The following is a 15,305-nucleotide window of genomic DNA, read 5'->3' on the forward strand; positions in this document are numbered from 1 at the left end:
AAGGTAGCTGCAGCAATACTACGATAGCTATGCTTCAATACTATGAAAAATTCTTGTCCGCGCAACAAATCATATTGCATTTTTCTTGTTTATGTGATGAAATAGAAGTAGGTTTTTTGAAGGATGGAAAAAATTATGGGTGTATTGACGGTTCTTGAAAGTATTGGGGTATTTGCATTTGCCATGTCGGGCGCATATGTGGCTATTCAAAAGAATATGGATTTATTCGGGATATATACACTTGCAATCATTACTGCTATGGGCGGAGGTATTACGCGCGATGTGGTGATGAGCCGGGGTGTACCTGTGTTTTTTTCGAGTTACCGCTCGTTTTTTATTATTTTGATCGCCGCAACTCTAGTAATTTTTCTTAAAAACTATCATAAATGGACGTTTATCATCACTATTATGGATGCAATCGGTCTTGCTGTATTCACGGTGGATACGTGCATGAAGGCAATTGCATCGCACTATAATTTGCTGGCTTTTGTTTTTGTGGCAGTTATCACCGCGGTAGGCGGCGGTGTAATACGCGATGTTTTGTGCAGCCGCGTCCCCACTATTTTTCGTAAAGAAATCTATGCAACAGCATCGCTGACAGGGGCATTGCTGTTTTGGGCATTGTATCGCTTTGCGGGGCAGCTTGTCACCGGTTATATCTGTATTGCATTTGTGATTATATTTCGCCTTGCAAGTGTATATTTTAGTTTTAATTTACCTAAAATTAAACAAATTAGCCATCGAGAGGAGCATTAATCGTGGTTACCTATCTGCTTCTGCCGCTGATGCTTATCAGTTTAAGTTTTTACATTTACTCAGTATATCGCTGCCGATTGCTTACCAGAGTCGTTTTAAAAGCATTTACCAGCGCGGTGTTTATTGCAATTGCAATACTGGCACATTGGGCAGGCAACGGCAATTTAAGTTATTTTGTTTTTACTATTATTGCATTGATTTTATGCACTTTTGGTGATGTTTTTTTGGAAATAGCAAAACACGATTCTCTCGGCATCAACTACTTTGTTTATGCATTAAGCGCATTTTTCACCGCACATATTGCCTTTTTGGTTTTGTTCTGCCGTATTACAGGGGTATATTCGTTGGATTTTTTTGCAACAGCGGCAATTTTAATCCTGCTGGTGATTCTAGCTAAAACAATGCATTTGGATTTTCTTAATATGGACAATTACGTATTTGCCTATGCTATGGCAATGACACTGATGTTTGTAAAATCTTTGTCGCTGCTGTACGGCGGGCATTATACTTCGATTCGCAATATCATGGTGGCAACAGGTGCAGGCTTGTTTCTTGTTTCAAATATAATTTACGCATTCATCCTGTTTCGTGAAAAATCACATCCTGTTTTGTATGCAGTAAGCGCAGTGGTATATTACACAGGGCAAACATTGATTGCACTGAGCGTACTGTTTGGCGGCATATAATATTTAAAAATAAAGGAGTATTTACAATGATTAACTTTACTTACTACAACCCCGCACGTATTATATTCGGTAAAGGAACAGAAGATCAGGTCGGCAGTGAAATGAAAAAGCTCGGCAGCCGTGTACTGTTTGTTTATGGGGGCGGCTCTATCAAGCGCATCGGGCTATACGATAAAGTTGTCAAAGCTTTGAATGATGCAGGCATTTATTTTACCGAGCTGAGCGGCGTAAAACCCAACCCGCGCCTCGGTCTTGTAAACGAGGGAATTCGCCTGTGTAAAGAACAGAAACTGGATTCTGTTTTGGTTGTTGGCGGAGGCAGCTCGATTGATACAGGCAAAGCAGTTGCCGCAGGTGCTTTGTACAATGGGGATGTTTGGGATTTCTTTGAGGGTAAGGCAGATGTTCAGCAAGCTTTGCCTGTAGGCGTTGTACTCACCATCCCTGCGGCAGGCAGCGAGTCGAGCGACGGTTCGGTTATCACAAAAGAAGACGGGCTGCTCAAACGCTCGTTCGGCAGTGAGCACGTCATCCCTAAATTCGCTATTATGAACCCCGAGTTTACATATTCTCTTCCCGACTATCAAACCGCCTGTGGGGCATCGGATATACTTGCGCATCTGATGGAACGTTACTTCACAAAGGTAGATCATGTTGATTTCACCGACCGCTTGATCGAAGCAACCATGAAGACCATCATCAACAATACTCCGCTGGTACTGGCAAACCCAACCGATTATCATGCACGTGCAGAGGTAATGTGGGCAGGTACTGTTGCACACAACAATCTGCTTAATACCGGACGTATCGGCGACTGGGCATCACACCACATTGAGCACGAATTGAGCGCCATCTACGACATTGCACATGGTGCAGGGCTTGCCATTGTATTCCCCGCATGGCAAAAATATGTATGCCACGAAGATATGGACCGTTTTGTACAGTTTGCGGTTCGCGTGTTTGACGTGGATTTTGCATTTGGTGAAAAAGAACTTATCGTCGCGGAGGGTATCCGCCGACTGGAGCGCTGGTATAAAGAAATCGGCATGCCAACACGCCTGAGCGATGTTTCCATCGATGACAAAAATCTTCGCATTATGGCAGAAAAATGCTGTGCAAACGGGCCGGACGGCAACTTTAAAAAACTCACCGCAGATGATGTTTACGAAATATATAAATTGGCACTGTAAGGTTAAAAAGAGGGCGCATATGCGCCCTCTTTTTTTTATGCTATATAACGAAATACAAGCAGAAAATGAAATAAACTGCCAATCAGAACAAAAATGTGAAACAGCTCATGAAAACCAAATCGCCGCGAAATATTGGGTTTCTTAATCATATAGATGATGCCGCCGATTGTGTAGCTGGCACCTCCGAGAATCAACAGGGTTAACGCACCCGCACTCATACGCTGAAACACCGAAACATCCAGCAGTATCGCCCACCCCATTGTTAAATACATCACCGTCTGCAGCCAACGCGGAGCACCAAACCAACATAATTTAAGGGTGATTCCCACCGCTGCAAACACCCAAATAAACACAGTAAACGCTATATTGCGCGGGCTGGGCAAAAAGTTAAGCATAATTGGAGTGTAAGTACCGGCTATCAGTACAAATATCATCGAGTGGTCAAGCTTTCGCAGCATCAGTACTGTTTTGCCGCTGGCATTGGAGAAATGGTACACGGTACTTGCGGTATATAAGGCTATTAACGATAAACCAAACAAAGCCGATGATACTATATTTACCAAAGATAATTCAGACAAAGCAATTGTTTTTACAAGCAGAAGCACCAGCCCCAGTCCCGAAATAATTGCACCAATCAAATGCGTAAAACTACTGATAGGCTCTCTCGCTTTTTTAATATAGTTTGTCATGTTGCCAATACACCTCTCCATTACTTCAATATGTAGTTATTGTTACTACTTTATATTAATAATAATACCACTTAAAATAGAAACATCAAGCACATGTTGAAAATTTTACAATTATACTGTAAACTAATAGCAGTAAAGGTTGTTTTATTCGGCTTGAGGAGGAAAACTAGAATGGAGCTGCAAAATACCGAGCTTAACGGCTTTGTAAATAAAGTATTGTGCGACAGTGATATTCACAGTACAGAAATACCCGACATTGATTTGTATATGGACCAAATTATTACCTTGTTTGAAGGCAAGCTTTCGGGTAATAAACGCCGCCCAGAAGATAAGCTGCTTACCAAGACAATGATTAACAACTACAGTAAAGAGGGTTTGCTGCACCAAATTAAAGGCAAAAAGTATTCGAAAGAGCACATTATTCAAATTTTGCTGATTTACAATTTAAAACAAACGCTCTCCATACAGGATATTAAATCGGTATTGAATGCGACAAACGGCGACGGGGAGATTACCGAACTGTATGACCGCTTTCTCACCACCAAAAATTCATTGCGTAAAGAAACCCCTGTACTGCTGCAAACTTTATTGGGTGCAAATGAGTTTGACGGGTTGGATGAAACACATCGAAAGCTCTTGCTTGTGTTGGCAATGTCTTCGCTTGGCAATTACATGAAACGCCTCTGTGAAGAAATTATTGACAATTGTAATTAATGTATACATGAAACATCCCCCGCGATAAATATCGCGGGGGATGTTTCAGCTGTGAGGAATATTTGGCTTTTTTGGTTTCAGTTTTGTTCTATTGCCATGCTCATCTACCAAAACGATGCTGTTTAATTGCGCTTTCATACTTTCACGATAAGCCTCAATATACTTTTGGCGCAGTTCCTGCTGCTCCTTCTTTTCATCGTCAGTCAATTGCCCTTCACGTGATTTGCGTGCCAGCTCGTTGATTCGGTCAATCATTTTTTGATCAATCATTTGTAATCTCCTACACCCAATTTATTGTTTTTAGTATATCACGCAGCAACACTTTGAGCAAACAAAAAACAGCTGCCAAAATTTTTAGCAGCTGTTTTGTGTACTTTTGTTAAATACTTGCTTTCCATAAGCCATGCAAGTTGCAATATTCAAATGCAGCTACTGGCTTGTCCCCGTCTGTTAAAGCAAATGTTGCGGATGGGTCGCCGCCCACTGTAAGCTCTTTGCGCTGACCGCCTTGCTCTGTTTGCAGGTAAATCCAAGTAATGTGGTGCTCCTCTAGCATTGGATGCGGTGCACTACCGATTTTAACCGTTACGGTATCACCTTTCACTTCAATAACAGGAACATGTTTTTCCTGAGAAGCATCGGTGGTGTTCGGTGTCAATTCTTCCATTGGTTCACCGCAACACATCATTTTGACACCTGCATTATTGATCATTCCAATCAAATTTCCGCAGTGCTTACAAATAAAAAATTTCTGTTCTGTGCTCATTAAGATTTCCTCCTTACAAAAATATAATCTATATTGGGTTGCAAAATAAAATCTATTTAGTTTGTTTTGCCTAATATTAGTATATCAGATTATATACCAAAAAGGAAGACTTAAAATGTAAATATTATATGTCCGCCCACCCTTTTGCACGTTCAACCGCTTTGTGCCAGTTCTTCATCAGCTTTTCACAGGTGTCCGCGTTCATCGCAGGTACAAACACTTTGTCTAATGTCCATTGTGACCGAATTTCATCCAAACTACCCCATACACCGGTAGCAAGCCCTGCTAAATAAGCTGCACCCAATGCTGTTGTTTCGCGAATTTTAGGGCGGCGCACCGTACGAGAAATGATGTCTGCCTGAAACTGCATCAACGTATTATTAGCAGATGCACCGCCGTCCACACGCAGCTCCTCCAGTGCAATGCCTGTGTCTTGCACCATAGCATCCAGTACATCTTTTGTCTGATACGCAATGGATTCCAACGCCGCACGGATGATATGGTTGCAGTTCGACCCGCGTGTCAGTCCAAAAATCGTCCCGCGGGCGTACATATCCCAATGAGGCGCCCCTAACCCCGTAAATGCAGGTACAATATATACCCCGCCGTTATCTTTTACTTTGGATGCAAAATATTCAGAATCGGCAGATTCTACGATAAACCGCAGCTCATCGCGCAGCCACTGTATCACTGCTCCGCCTACAAACACGCTGCCCTCCAACGCATACTGCACCTTGCCGTTTAAGCTTATGGCAATGGTGGTAAGCAAACCATTTTTACTCGGGTAAAATTCTTCACCGATGTTCATCAGCAAAAAGCAGCCTGTACCATAGGTGTTTTTCGCCTCACCCTTTTCAAAACAAGCCTGACCGAACAAAGCCGCCTGCTGGTCGCCAACAGCACCCGCAATAGGTACTTGAACACCTTGAATATTCACACTGCCGTAAACTTCGCTGCTGCTATGTACTTCGGGCAGCATACACATAGGAATATCCAATGCATCGCACAAGGTTTTATCCCAACAAAGCTGCTTAATATTATAAATCATCGTTCGAGAAGCGTTGGTATAGTCGGTAATATGGATCGCGCCGCCCGTAAGTTTCCAAATCAGCCAACTGTCAACCGTACCAAACAGCAGTTCGCCGCGCTGCGCCCGCTCGCGTGCTCCCTCTACGTTATCTAAAATCCATTTTATTTTTGTACCGGAAAAATAGGCATCAATAATCAACCCTGTGTTCTCTTTTACATAGTCAGCCAACCCCGCTTGGCGTAACTGCTCACAGATTGGGGCTGTGCGCCTGCACTGCCAGACGATGGCATTGTAAACGGGCTTTCCGGTGTTTTTATCCCATACAATCGTGGTTTCTCGTTGATTGGTGATACCGATTGCCGCAATTTCGCGCACATCAATGCCGCTTTTGGCAAGCACCTCATTCATAACGCCATACTGTGACGCATAAATTTCCATAGGGTCATGTTCTACAAATCCACCCTCGGGATAGATTTGTGTAAATTCTTTTTGCGCCATACCTATTACATTTTGCTGATTATCAAAAATAATCGCCCTCGAACTGGTTGTCCCTTGGTCGAGTGAGATTACATATTTTTTCATCTGTAACACCCCGCATTAATTAAAAAGGCAACAGGCACCTTTTCGTATGGATTTGCCCGATGCCGGTAATTTTTACAATTAAATGATACTCTTGTATGAAAATTTTGTCAACAAATTAAGTTATCGTACGATTGATTGCACCCCAAGCCTTGCTTTTTTACCGTAATAAGGTACAATATAGATAAGTTTAATTTAATGGAAGGGCGGGACTTTTATGAAGCGCAACACCATCATTACCATCAGCAGACAATTTGGCAGCGGAGGGAGAACGATTGGCAAAATGCTTGCAGAACGTCTTAATATCCCCTTCTATGACAAGGAACTTATTTCGCTTGCAGCAAAAGAGAGCGGCTTTGACGAGGATGTATTTAAAAATGCAGACGAATCGGCATCCAGCAGCTTGCTCTATTCGCTTTCGCTTGGTATGTATTCTTCTGCAGCAGGGCGGGCGGACGGATTGAGCGGTATGACACTGAATGATCGTATTTATGTGTTCCAGTCTAAGGTTATCCGCGATATAGCGGCAAAAGGCTCGTGCGTAATTGTAGGCCGCTGTGCCGATTATATTCTTGCCGATAATCCCGATGCAATCCACGTATTTGTTCACTCCGATATGCGCAGCCGGTTAAAACGTGTCATTGAGCGTTACAATATTCCGGCTGAAAAAGCCGAGCAGCTTGTGCTGAAAACCGATAAACGCCGCGCCACCTACCACGATTATTATGCCAGCTATAAGTGGGGACGTGCAGAAAATTACCATCTTGCTTTGAACAGCGATTTTATTGGATTAGACAACGCAGCCGAAGTAATCGCCGCGTTTGCAGAACATCGTGCAAGTAAAGATTCCTAATTCAAATAAGAAGTTCTTTCGTCAGACAGTCTAAAAGACTGTCTGATTTTTTGTTTAAAAACAGTAAGAACATTGTGTATTGTTAAAATATTCACCTATTTTTTTGTACAATTTATGAATATGTCTAAAAAACTCCGATTAAAACAGTATATGATTATATAAATAAGATATTGTATTCTCATTACAATTGCTCTATAATACAAACAAGTAACACTTTACCACTGTAATGTGAGCAACTGTTAAAGTTTAACTTGCGAAAGTGCTAATGCGGTCTACTTCAATAAAACCCAATAAGGAGGAAAATCAGACATGAAAAAGTTACTTGCAATGGCTCTTGCCACTGTTATTGCAGCAGGAATGGTTACCGGTTGTGCTTCCAAATCCAACAGCAGTGATGGTTCCGCTACCGGATCTTCTGCCCCTGCTTCTGGTGAGGCACTCAAATTAGGTGTGCTTGCTCCCCTTACCGGCGAGGTTTCGGTTTACGGTGTTGCAGCAAAAAATGGTATTGAACTGGCTATAGAAGAAATTAATAAAGCAGGCGGCATTTTGGGCAGCCAAATTGAGCTTATGATAGAGGACGAAAAAGGCGATGTATCCGAGGCTGTAAACGGTTATAACAAACTGATGAGCAAAGGCATGGTTGCATTGCTCGGCGATGTTACCTCAAAACCCACTATGGCGGTAGCAGAGCTTGCCGCTGCCGACGGGCTGCCGATGATTACCGCAACCGGTACAGCACTCCCTATCACCACCTACGGCCCAAACGTTTTCAGAACCTGCTTTACAGACCCATTTCAGGGCAGAATTATGGCAAAGTTCGCGGCTGAAAACCTGAAGGCAAAAAATATCGCTATTATCTACAATACTTCTGACGACTATTCTACAGGTTTGGTAGCGGCGTTTGAAGAAATGGCAGCCTCAAAAGGTGTTAATATTGCAATTAAGGAAGCTTACGGTGCTGATGATAAGGATTTTAAATCACAGCTCACAAAAATTGCGTCTACTAAACCTGATGCTTTGTTTGTACCCGATTACTACACCAAGGTTGCCCTAATTGCTTCACAAGCTCGCGAAGTTGGTTTTACCGGCCCGATGCTGGGTGCCGATGGCTGGGATGGTGTATTGGGCACTTTGGATGATGCAAACAAATCTGTGGTCAACGGCTCCTACATTTCCAATCACTACTCTGCACAGGATACCGACGAAAAAGTTGCCGGTTTTGTAAAAGCTTACACTGAAAAATACGGCGAAACGCCCAATGCTTTTGCAGCACTCGGCTACGATGCAGCTTATATGATGACGCAGGCAATTACTACTGCAGGTAGTACCGACGCTCAAGCCATTGTCGATGCTATGAAAGCAATCCAGTTCAAAGGCGTTACCGGTAATATTACGTTTGATGAAAACAACAACCCCATTAAAGATGCTACCATTCTCAAGCTTATGGATGGCGAGGCAAACTTTGATTCCAAAGTAACTGCCGAATAATCATTTTGACAAAAAGCAGGTGGGGCAGAGCAAACATGCTCTGCCCCATCTTGTGTTTATTATAGCGACAAAATTAAAAAATTTATATTAAAACAACATATATTTATTCAACGTTTTATAGTATTTTTGCTTATATTAGTGTAAAATAAGTTTTAATACATTTGTTTGTCGTAACAACAATTTTAAATCCCCGCATGGAAAGGTAAGGTGCCAAATGGACGATTTAATTCTATTTATCAACCAAATCATCAACGGAGTACAGGTTGGCAGCATCTACGCTCTCGTCGCATTGGGCTATACGATGGTATACGGCATTGTAAAGCTAATAAACTTTGCGCATGGAGATTTTATTATGGTAGGTGCCTATGTTTCTCTGTTCTCCATCCCGTTACTGCTAAGTATGGGGCTGCCTGCATGGCTTTGCGTTGTGTTTGCCGTGGTAGCATGCTCGTTACTGGGCGTTTTAACCGAGCGCGTGGCCTACAAACCCTTGCGTAACTCTCCGCGAATAACTGCGCTGATTACCGCAATTGCGGTGAGCTTGCTGTTAGAAAACTTATTTATGCTTGTATTCTCTTCGTCACCAAAGCCATTCCCCGCGGTGTTTGACAAAAACCAGTTTAATTGGGGCGGGGTTCAGTTCAGCGGTGTAACCGTATTTACGATTGTTGTATCGGTTATTACCATGCTTGCTTTGCAGATGTTTGTAAAAAACACAAAAATGGGCAAGGCAATGCGTGCGGTATCCGAAGACAGCGGTGCTTCTATATTAATGGGTATCAACTCCAATACCACAATTTCTGTTACCTTTGCTATCGGCTCAGGTCTTGCTGCGATTGCAGCAGTCATGTATTGCTCTGCTTATCCCCTTGCAGACCCTTACATGGGCTCTATGCTTGGTCTAAAGGCATTTATTGCAGCGGTTCTCGGTGGTATCGGCATCATCCCGGGCGCTATGCTCGGCGGGTTTGTCATCGGTCTTGTAGAGAGTATGACGAAAGCATACATATCCTCCCAACTGGCAGATGCTGTCGTATTCAGTATTCTGATTATTGTGCTTTTGGTTAAGCCAACCGGAATTCTGGGCAAAAATGTTGGAGAGAAAGTGTAGGTGACATACCATGAAAACAAAATCTGAAAAGCCTGCTTTGGGGCAGTCTTTATCACAAAAACAAACTTATCAATCCTATTTGGTAAATCTGGCAGCAGTGGCTGCGTTATTTGCTGTTTTAACCTTATTGATTTCGACAGGTATTATTGATAAATATATCACAGGTGTCATCATGCTTGTGATGATTAACATTATATTGGCAGTATCGCTTATTATAGCCACCGGTCTGCTGGGGCAGATTGCTTTGGGGCATGCAGGCTTTATGTCTGTGGGTGCATATTCCGCTGCACTATTTGTAAAATATGTACAGAGTACGGGAATAGTTTTAATAGATAAAGCAACCAAGGTGCCCACCGCCGCAGGGTACGGTTTTTTCTTGCTGTCTCTGTTCATTGGCGGTTTGGTCGCTTCTGTTTTCGGCTTAATCGTCGGCATCCCCGCTCTGCGCCTAAAGGGCGACTACCTTGCGATTATCACATTGGGTTTTGGTGAAATCATTCGCGTTGTCATCGAAAATGTTTCGTTTACAGGCGGCGCACAAGGTCTGCGCAGCATCCCCCGCCTTGCAAGCTTTGGCAGCGTTTACTGGGTAACGGCGGCTATTATTGCAATTATATTTGCTTTTGCGCATTCACGGCACGGCAGAGCCATCAAAGCAATCCGTGAAGACGACATTGCATCGGAGGCATGCGGCGTTTCAAACACCTATTACAAGGTTATGGCTTTCACTATGTCGGCATTCTTTGCAGGCATCGCCGGTGCTATCTACGCCCAGCAGATGGCGGTTTTGGGCGCAAAAACGTTTAACTTTTTAAAGTCTATCGATATTCTTGTAATTGTGGTTTTAGGCGGTTTGGGCTCGGTCACAGGTTCGATTGTAGCGGCATTGGGGCTTACCGTATTGCCCGAGGCATTGCGCAGCTTTTCGCAGTACCGCATGCTGGTGTACTCGCTGGCACTTATCGTTGTTATGATCTTTAAGCCCTCCGGTTTGTTTGGCAGTTATGAGTTTTCACTTACCAAACTGCTGAAACATCTCACTCAAAAAACTCAACCCAAGCAAAAGAAAGACGGAAAGGACGGTGCCGAGGCATGAAAGAACCTGTTTTAAAAGTGGAACATCTGGGCATCACCTTTGGCGGTTTGAAAGCAGTTGAAGACTTTCATGTTGAAATCGGCAAAAGCGAACTGGTTGGTTTAATCGGGCCCAACGGCGCGGGCAAAACCACTGTATTCAATCTGCTTACCGGAGTATATCAGCCTACCGAAGGCGCTATTTATCTCGATGGTAAACCCATGACAGGCAAAAAGCCTCATCAGATGGTTGCTGCAGGCATTGCGAGAACCTTTCAAAATATCCGCTTGTTTAAAGAATTAACTGTGTTGGATAATGTAAAAGTTGCATTTAATCAGAATATGAAATATTCTGTTTTACAGGGCATTTTCCGCACTTCTGCTTATTGGAAAGAAGAACTTGCCATTGATGAAAAAGCACGTCAGCTGTTACGTGTGTTTAAAATGGAAGACTATGCCGACCACGTTGCCGCAAACCTGCCCTATGGCCAGCAGCGTAAATTAGAGATTGCCCGCGCACTGGCAACCGGTGCAAAAATATTGCTGCTAGACGAACCCGCGGCAGGCATGAATCCAACCGAAACCGTAGAGCTGATGGATGCGATCCAAACAATCCGTGAAAAATTCCAAATCTCAATTTTACTGATTGAGCACGATATGAGCCTTGTTATGAGCGTGTGTGAGCGCATTGTGGTAATTGATTACGGCCATATTATTGCAGCGGGTACACCGTTTGAAATTGCAAATAATCCTAAGGTCATCGGGGCATATCTAGGCGCTGATGAAGAATAACGAAAGGAGCGGTGATATCGTATGCTGAAAGTTGAAGATTTAAATGTGCATTATGGCGCAATTCATGCAATCCATGGGGTTAGCCTTGAGGTACACGAAGGTGAGATTGTCTCGCTGATCGGGGCAAATGGTGCAGGCAAAACCACTGTTTTGCAAACAATTACCGGGCTGATAAAATCCACCTCCGGTTCGGCTGTGTTAGATGAAAACGACCTGTTCGCCATTGAGCCCCCAAAAATTGTCAAACTCGGAATGGCGCATGTGCCCGAAGGTCGTCGCATTTTTTCGCAGATGACAGTGGCGGAAAACCTTGAAATGGGTGCGTTTATTCGAAATGATAACGACGGAATAGAAAAAGATATGGATGATATCTACGGATATTTCCCCCGCTTAAAAGAGCGTGCAAAGCAGCTTGCGGGTACACTTTCGGGCGGCGAACAACAAATGCTGGCTATCGGCCGCGCACTGATGAGTAAACCCAGAATCCTTTTGATGGATGAACCATCTATGGGGCTTTCTCCCCTGTTGGTAAAAGAAATTTTTGCTATTATTAAGGAGCTCAACAAAAAAGGGATGACCATTTTGCTGGTAGAACAAAATGCTAAAATGGCGCTCTCAATTGCCAACCGTGCCTATGTATTGGAGACAGGCAATATGGTTATGAGCGGTGATGCAAAAGAAATGCTGCAAAACGACAAAGTGCGCAAAGCGTATTTGGGTGCATAAGTACAAAGAGGGCGGTTACCGCCCTCTTTTCATGTATTACTTGTGTCAGTGGCATCTGGGGCGCAGAACAACACCCTTTAAATATGGTATGGTAAATTCGGGTATTCCGCTTGCGTACGGGGCAATTTCGTATTGCTGAAAGTAAACAACCACCCCTTTTGGTGTTAGATAAAAACTTTCTTGATTAAAATAATTTGCGACATTTTGTTCGTAATTATCAAAATAGATATTTTCTCCGTTCGCAATTTGCTTTGCGATTTGCAAATTGATTTGCGTAAGAATATAGTGACGATAATTTACAGAACGAGAGAAAAATTGCCACAATTTCATGCGGCGTGCATCTTGCAAATTCCATGTATCTGAGTATTGAATGGTGTTACCATGTGCACCGCCGGTATACTCATACTGCTGAAAGTACATACTCACCGTACAGTCATGATTATAGGTAACCGTATAATTTAAAATTGCCTCAAATGCCCTGACAGGAAAGCCGTTTTCTACAGAATATTCATATTGTTCCACTGCCATTTTAAATAGTTTGTTTTCACAGTATTTTTGAAACTCCAGTGCTTTTCTTTTGTAATGAACATTCATCCGGATAACGGCTGACTGAAACTTTGCAGACACAAATTGCGGGTACTCAATTTTGTAACTCAGCAAAAGATTTTCTTTATAGTACATTTTTCTTTGGATAGTAATGCTTTTAATTAAAACACTATCGTAAAACATTTTACAATCCCTCCTATATGCAACATATGCCGCATATAAAAAGTTTGCTCGTTTATATTTTTATTTTGCTTGACATTAGCTGTATTTGCGTATATACTTAAAGATAATGTTGAATGTTATATATTCAGCATATATTTTAAAAACGAGGTATACCATTTAATGAATCAAGACAAAACCCTTATCTGTAAAGATTGTGGCGCAGAATTTATCTTCACTGCCGGTGAGCAAGATTTTTATGCTGAAAAAGGCTTCACCAATGAGCCTCAGAGATGCAAAGCTTGCCGTAATTCTCGCAAGAATTCCAATGGCAACTCTTCTCAGAGAGAAATGTTCACTGCTACATGTGCATCTTGTGGTTGTGAGGCAAGAGTTCCTTTCCAGCCGAGAGAAGACCGTCCGATTTATTGCAGCGACTGCTTCTCCAAACAGAGATAATTTCTGCTTAAAATAAGGACATGAATACACCCTTCGGGGTGTATTTTTTATGTAAAAAAGGCGGAGAAATGCTCCGCCTTTTATTATATTCTTCTCTAAACAAACAATATTTCAGGAAAAGCCATTTCATCATCGGCTACACCTTTAATTGTAACATTTAAGTATTCGTTGTTGGTATCAGCAAGGTCTATTTCTTCACCAGTATGCTCTTGGGGAAGCAACAAGCGTATTTTGGGGCGCAAGATATTTTGCGCAGAGTTTTGTATTACTACTGCAATAAACCCATTGCTCAACTCTACAACCGTTCCCACCGGATAGATAGCAACTGTTTTTAAAAATGACTGCAAAAGCTCAAAGTCAAAATGAGTATCGGCACAGCCCATCATGTACTCGATTGCATCACTGGAAGACCAAGCCTTTCGATAAGACCTTTGCGAAGTTAATGCATCATAAACATCTGCCAAAGCAGTAATTCTTCCATACAAAGGGATGTTTTTCCCCATAAGACCTTGAGGGTAACCGGTTCCATTATATTTTTCGTGGTGGGTTAAAATCCCTTTCAGCACTGCTGAAGATATTTGATGGCAAGGGCTAAGGCGAACAACCGCTTTATCGGGGTGAGACTGCATAACCTTAAATTCTTCATTTGTAAGTACGCTTTTTTTATTGATAATCTCCAGCGGAACATCCAATTTACCAATATCGTGCAAAAGGCCACAGATACCTAACTCTGTTAATGTCGATTTCGGGTAGCATTGTTGGATGCCAATAAGTATGCATAATATACACACGTACATGCTGTGGGTGTAGGTATAGGTATCGTAATCTTTAATGTCGACAATATTAATTAAACATTCTTCTTTCGAAAGAATATGATTAACCAAATCATTAACGGTATTGGAAATAGCTTTGATTGAGGAGAGAGATATGGTTGCATGGCTTGCATAATCATTGTAAAAATGCTTCAATTCCGTAATTACTGTCTGTTTCAGTTCAGAATCAACAACTTCAGTCACTTCTAAATCGCCGCAGAATTGGCTTTGAATATATACACCTTGAATATTATTTTTAGCGAGTTTAGCTATAATGGAAGACGATAGTTTTTGCCCCGCAACTAGCAGAGAAAAAAAACATGATCCGCAGGTAACATCCCGCGCAAGGATCATACCCGGTTTTAAATGTTTTAATGGAACATATATCATTTCTTTAATCCCAACTGTAAATATATTTAACGGCAAATTAGTTACATTTTACCATTATAAGAAATTATAACATACTTTATAATATTACTATGAAATAAAAAAGAAGTCAAATATTTGTAAAAATTGTTTTTTCTTGTCGTAATACCAGTATAAAAAACAAACAAAAACCCTCAGAATACCCAGGTAAACTGAGGGAATAAAAACTTGTAATAAAAAGCGCCTACAACTTACTTAGCTATAACCAAGCGCACAAAACGGGGCTATTGAGTTTCTCCGCCTTTTGTATTGTCTTTCAACTTGGATTTTTCTTCTTCTGCTGCCTCACGTATATTTATACTGCCACAATTTGGGCAATGATCGGGCTCGTCTTTACGTTTAAAGGTAAACAAGCATTTTGAACAGATATAAATCATAAAGTCACCTCGCTTATATTATAGCATAGGTGTGAGAAAGAAAAAAGTAGAGTATCAGACTTAAACAAA

General features: G+C 42.0%; 18 protein-coding genes. 11 read left to right on the forward strand and 7 right to left on the reverse strand.

All coding sequences use genetic code 11. From position 1 onward, the window contains the following. Window positions 1–135: 135 nt before the first annotated feature. The 3 genes from EDD70_RS09505 to EDD70_RS09515 are packed head-to-tail and all read left to right on the forward strand — an operon-like array spanning window position 136 to window position 2,632. Window positions 136–756, forward strand: a complete 621-nt coding sequence (locus EDD70_RS09505) for a trimeric intracellular cation channel family protein (protein ID WP_092750711.1) — start codon at window positions 136–138, stop codon at window positions 754–756. A gap of 2 nt (window positions 757–758) precedes the next feature. Continuing rightward, window positions 759–1,442: a lysoplasmalogenase family protein gene (locus EDD70_RS09510; protein ID WP_092750709.1), complete on the forward strand. Its 684-nt coding sequence runs from the start codon at window positions 759–761 to the stop codon at window positions 1,440–1,442. Window positions 1,443–1,468: 26 nt separating this feature from the next. Beyond that, window positions 1,469–2,632: an iron-containing alcohol dehydrogenase gene (locus EDD70_RS09515; RefSeq protein WP_092750707.1), complete on the forward strand. Its 1,164-nt coding sequence runs from the start codon at window positions 1,469–1,471 to the stop codon at window positions 2,630–2,632. Between the two features lie 35 nt (window positions 2,633–2,667). Here EDD70_RS09515 and trhA read toward each other — a convergent pair whose 3' ends face one another. Further along, complete coding sequence (trhA, locus tag EDD70_RS09520) at window positions 2,668–3,321, reverse strand: PAQR family membrane homeostasis protein TrhA (RefSeq protein ID WP_092750705.1); 654 nt, start codon at window positions 3,319–3,321, stop codon at window positions 2,668–2,670. A 171-nt stretch (window positions 3,322–3,492) separates the two neighbouring features. On the opposite strand from trhA, the gene EDD70_RS09525 reads away from it, so the two are divergent. After that, a complete protein-coding gene (locus tag EDD70_RS09525) occupies window positions 3,493–4,035 on the forward strand; it encodes a DUF1836 domain-containing protein (protein WP_092750703.1) in 543 nt (180 codons plus the stop codon). Between the two features lie 45 nt (window positions 4,036–4,080). Here the strand turns inward: EDD70_RS09525 and EDD70_RS09530 are convergent, their stop codons facing one another. The 3 genes from EDD70_RS09530 to glpK form a co-directional block, all read right to left on the reverse strand. Continuing rightward, window positions 4,081–4,305: a DUF896 domain-containing protein gene (locus EDD70_RS09530; RefSeq protein ID WP_092750701.1), complete on the reverse strand. Its 225-nt coding sequence runs from the start codon at window positions 4,303–4,305 to the stop codon at window positions 4,081–4,083. Window positions 4,306–4,414: 109 nt separating this feature from the next. Further along, window positions 4,415–4,801 (reverse strand): desulfoferrodoxin family protein, encoded by a 387-nt coding sequence (locus tag EDD70_RS09535; RefSeq protein ID WP_092750699.1) that lies wholly within the window; start codon window positions 4,799–4,801, stop codon window positions 4,415–4,417. A 124-nt stretch (window positions 4,802–4,925) separates the two neighbouring features. Then, window positions 4,926–6,413, reverse strand: a complete 1,488-nt coding sequence (glpK, locus tag EDD70_RS09540) for a glycerol kinase GlpK (RefSeq protein ID WP_092750697.1) — start codon at window positions 6,411–6,413, stop codon at window positions 4,926–4,928. Window positions 6,414–6,627: 214 nt separating this feature from the next. Between glpK and EDD70_RS09545 the strand changes: the two genes are divergently transcribed. From EDD70_RS09545 to EDD70_RS09570, 6 genes are all read left to right on the forward strand, one after another. After that, a complete protein-coding gene (locus EDD70_RS09545) occupies window positions 6,628–7,263 on the forward strand; it encodes a cytidylate kinase-like family protein (protein ID WP_092750695.1) in 636 nt (211 codons plus the stop codon). A gap of 309 nt (window positions 7,264–7,572) precedes the next feature. Then, window positions 7,573–8,754: an ABC transporter substrate-binding protein gene (locus EDD70_RS09550; RefSeq protein ID WP_092750693.1), complete on the forward strand. Its 1,182-nt coding sequence runs from the start codon at window positions 7,573–7,575 to the stop codon at window positions 8,752–8,754. Window positions 8,755–8,968: 214 nt separating this feature from the next. Then, window positions 8,969–9,865, forward strand: a complete 897-nt coding sequence (locus EDD70_RS09555; RefSeq protein WP_092750691.1) for a branched-chain amino acid ABC transporter permease — start codon at window positions 8,969–8,971, stop codon at window positions 9,863–9,865. Between the two features lie 10 nt (window positions 9,866–9,875). After that, entirely contained in the window at window positions 9,876–10,961 is a 1,086-nt protein-coding gene (locus tag EDD70_RS09560) for a branched-chain amino acid ABC transporter permease (protein ID WP_092750689.1), read from the forward strand. Beyond that, window positions 10,958–11,731: an ABC transporter ATP-binding protein gene (locus EDD70_RS09565; RefSeq protein ID WP_092750687.1), complete on the forward strand. Its 774-nt coding sequence runs from the start codon at window positions 10,958–10,960 to the stop codon at window positions 11,729–11,731. Before EDD70_RS09560 ends, EDD70_RS09565 begins: the two co-directional genes overlap by 4 nt. Before the next feature lie 21 nt (window positions 11,732–11,752). Then, complete coding sequence (locus tag EDD70_RS09570; protein WP_092750685.1) at window positions 11,753–12,457, forward strand: ABC transporter ATP-binding protein; 705 nt, start codon at window positions 11,753–11,755, stop codon at window positions 12,455–12,457. A gap of 45 nt (window positions 12,458–12,502) precedes the next feature. Here EDD70_RS09570 and EDD70_RS09575 read toward each other — a convergent pair whose 3' ends face one another. Beyond that, window positions 12,503–13,186: a DUF3298 and DUF4163 domain-containing protein gene (locus EDD70_RS09575; RefSeq protein WP_092750683.1), complete on the reverse strand. Its 684-nt coding sequence runs from the start codon at window positions 13,184–13,186 to the stop codon at window positions 12,503–12,505. Between the two features lie 159 nt (window positions 13,187–13,345). Here EDD70_RS09575 and EDD70_RS09580 point away from each other — a divergent pair, with 159 nt between their 5' ends. Then, window positions 13,346–13,621, forward strand: coding sequence for a zinc-ribbon domain containing protein (locus EDD70_RS09580; protein WP_092750681.1), 276 nt, complete (start codon window positions 13,346–13,348; stop codon window positions 13,619–13,621). Window positions 13,622–13,716: 95 nt separating this feature from the next. Here EDD70_RS09580 and EDD70_RS09585 read toward each other — a convergent pair whose 3' ends face one another. Both EDD70_RS09585 and EDD70_RS14925 read right to left on the reverse strand, forming a co-directional pair. Beyond that, window positions 13,717–14,823 carry an HD-GYP domain-containing protein gene (locus tag EDD70_RS09585; RefSeq protein ID WP_092750679.1) on the reverse strand — a complete coding sequence of 369 codons (1,107 nt, stop codon included), beginning with the start codon at window positions 14,821–14,823 and terminating at the stop codon, window positions 13,717–13,719. Window positions 14,824–15,083: 260 nt separating this feature from the next. Further along, a complete protein-coding gene (locus EDD70_RS14925) occupies window positions 15,084–15,236 on the reverse strand; it encodes a hypothetical protein (protein ID WP_162840754.1) in 153 nt (50 codons plus the stop codon). Window positions 15,237–15,305: the final 69 nt, after the last annotated feature.

The organism is Hydrogenoanaerobacterium saccharovorans (assembly GCF_003814745.1).
In the GTDB taxonomy this organism is placed as follows: domain Bacteria; phylum Bacillota; class Clostridia; order Oscillospirales; family Ruminococcaceae; genus Hydrogenoanaerobacterium; species Hydrogenoanaerobacterium saccharovorans.

Bases quoted from the DNA above. Each gene is read 5' to 3' on its own strand.
- EDD70_RS09505 (WP_092750711.1), top strand. From the start codon at position 136: ATGGGTGTATTGACGGTTCTTGAAAGTATTGGGGTATTTGCATTTGCC.
- EDD70_RS09515 (WP_092750707.1), top strand. From the start codon at position 1,469: ATGATTAACTTTACTTACTACAACCCCGCACGTATTATATTCGGTAAA.
- trhA (WP_092750705.1), bottom strand. From the start codon at position 3,321: ATGACAAACTATATTAAAAAAGCGAGAGAGCCTATCAGTAGTTTTACG.
- EDD70_RS09525 (WP_092750703.1), top strand. From the start codon at position 3,493: ATGGAGCTGCAAAATACCGAGCTTAACGGCTTTGTAAATAAAGTATTG.
- EDD70_RS09530 (WP_092750701.1), bottom strand. From the start codon at position 4,305: ATGATTGATCAAAAAATGATTGACCGAATCAACGAGCTGGCACGCAAA.
- EDD70_RS09535 (WP_092750699.1), bottom strand. From the start codon at position 4,801: ATGAGCACAGAACAGAAATTTTTTATTTGTAAGCACTGCGGAAATTTG.
- glpK (WP_092750697.1), bottom strand. From the start codon at position 6,413: ATGAAAAAATATGTAATCTCACTCGACCAAGGGACAACCAGTTCGAGG.
- EDD70_RS09545 (WP_092750695.1), top strand. From the start codon at position 6,628: ATGAAGCGCAACACCATCATTACCATCAGCAGACAATTTGGCAGCGGA.
- EDD70_RS09550 (WP_092750693.1), top strand. From the start codon at position 7,573: ATGAAAAAGTTACTTGCAATGGCTCTTGCCACTGTTATTGCAGCAGGA.
- EDD70_RS09555 (WP_092750691.1), top strand. From the start codon at position 8,969: ATGGACGATTTAATTCTATTTATCAACCAAATCATCAACGGAGTACAG.
- EDD70_RS09560 (WP_092750689.1), top strand. From the start codon at position 9,876: ATGAAAACAAAATCTGAAAAGCCTGCTTTGGGGCAGTCTTTATCACAA.
- EDD70_RS09565 (WP_092750687.1), top strand. From the start codon at position 10,958: ATGAAAGAACCTGTTTTAAAAGTGGAACATCTGGGCATCACCTTTGGC.
- EDD70_RS09570 (WP_092750685.1), top strand. From the start codon at position 11,753: ATGCTGAAAGTTGAAGATTTAAATGTGCATTATGGCGCAATTCATGCA.
- EDD70_RS09575 (WP_092750683.1), bottom strand. From the start codon at position 13,186: ATGTTTTACGATAGTGTTTTAATTAAAAGCATTACTATCCAAAGAAAA.
- EDD70_RS09580 (WP_092750681.1), top strand. From the start codon at position 13,346: ATGAATCAAGACAAAACCCTTATCTGTAAAGATTGTGGCGCAGAATTT.
- EDD70_RS09585 (WP_092750679.1), bottom strand. From the start codon at position 14,823: ATGATATATGTTCCATTAAAACATTTAAAACCGGGTATGATCCTTGCG.
- EDD70_RS14925 (WP_162840754.1), bottom strand. From the start codon at position 15,236: ATGATTTATATCTGTTCAAAATGCTTGTTTACCTTTAAACGTAAAGAC.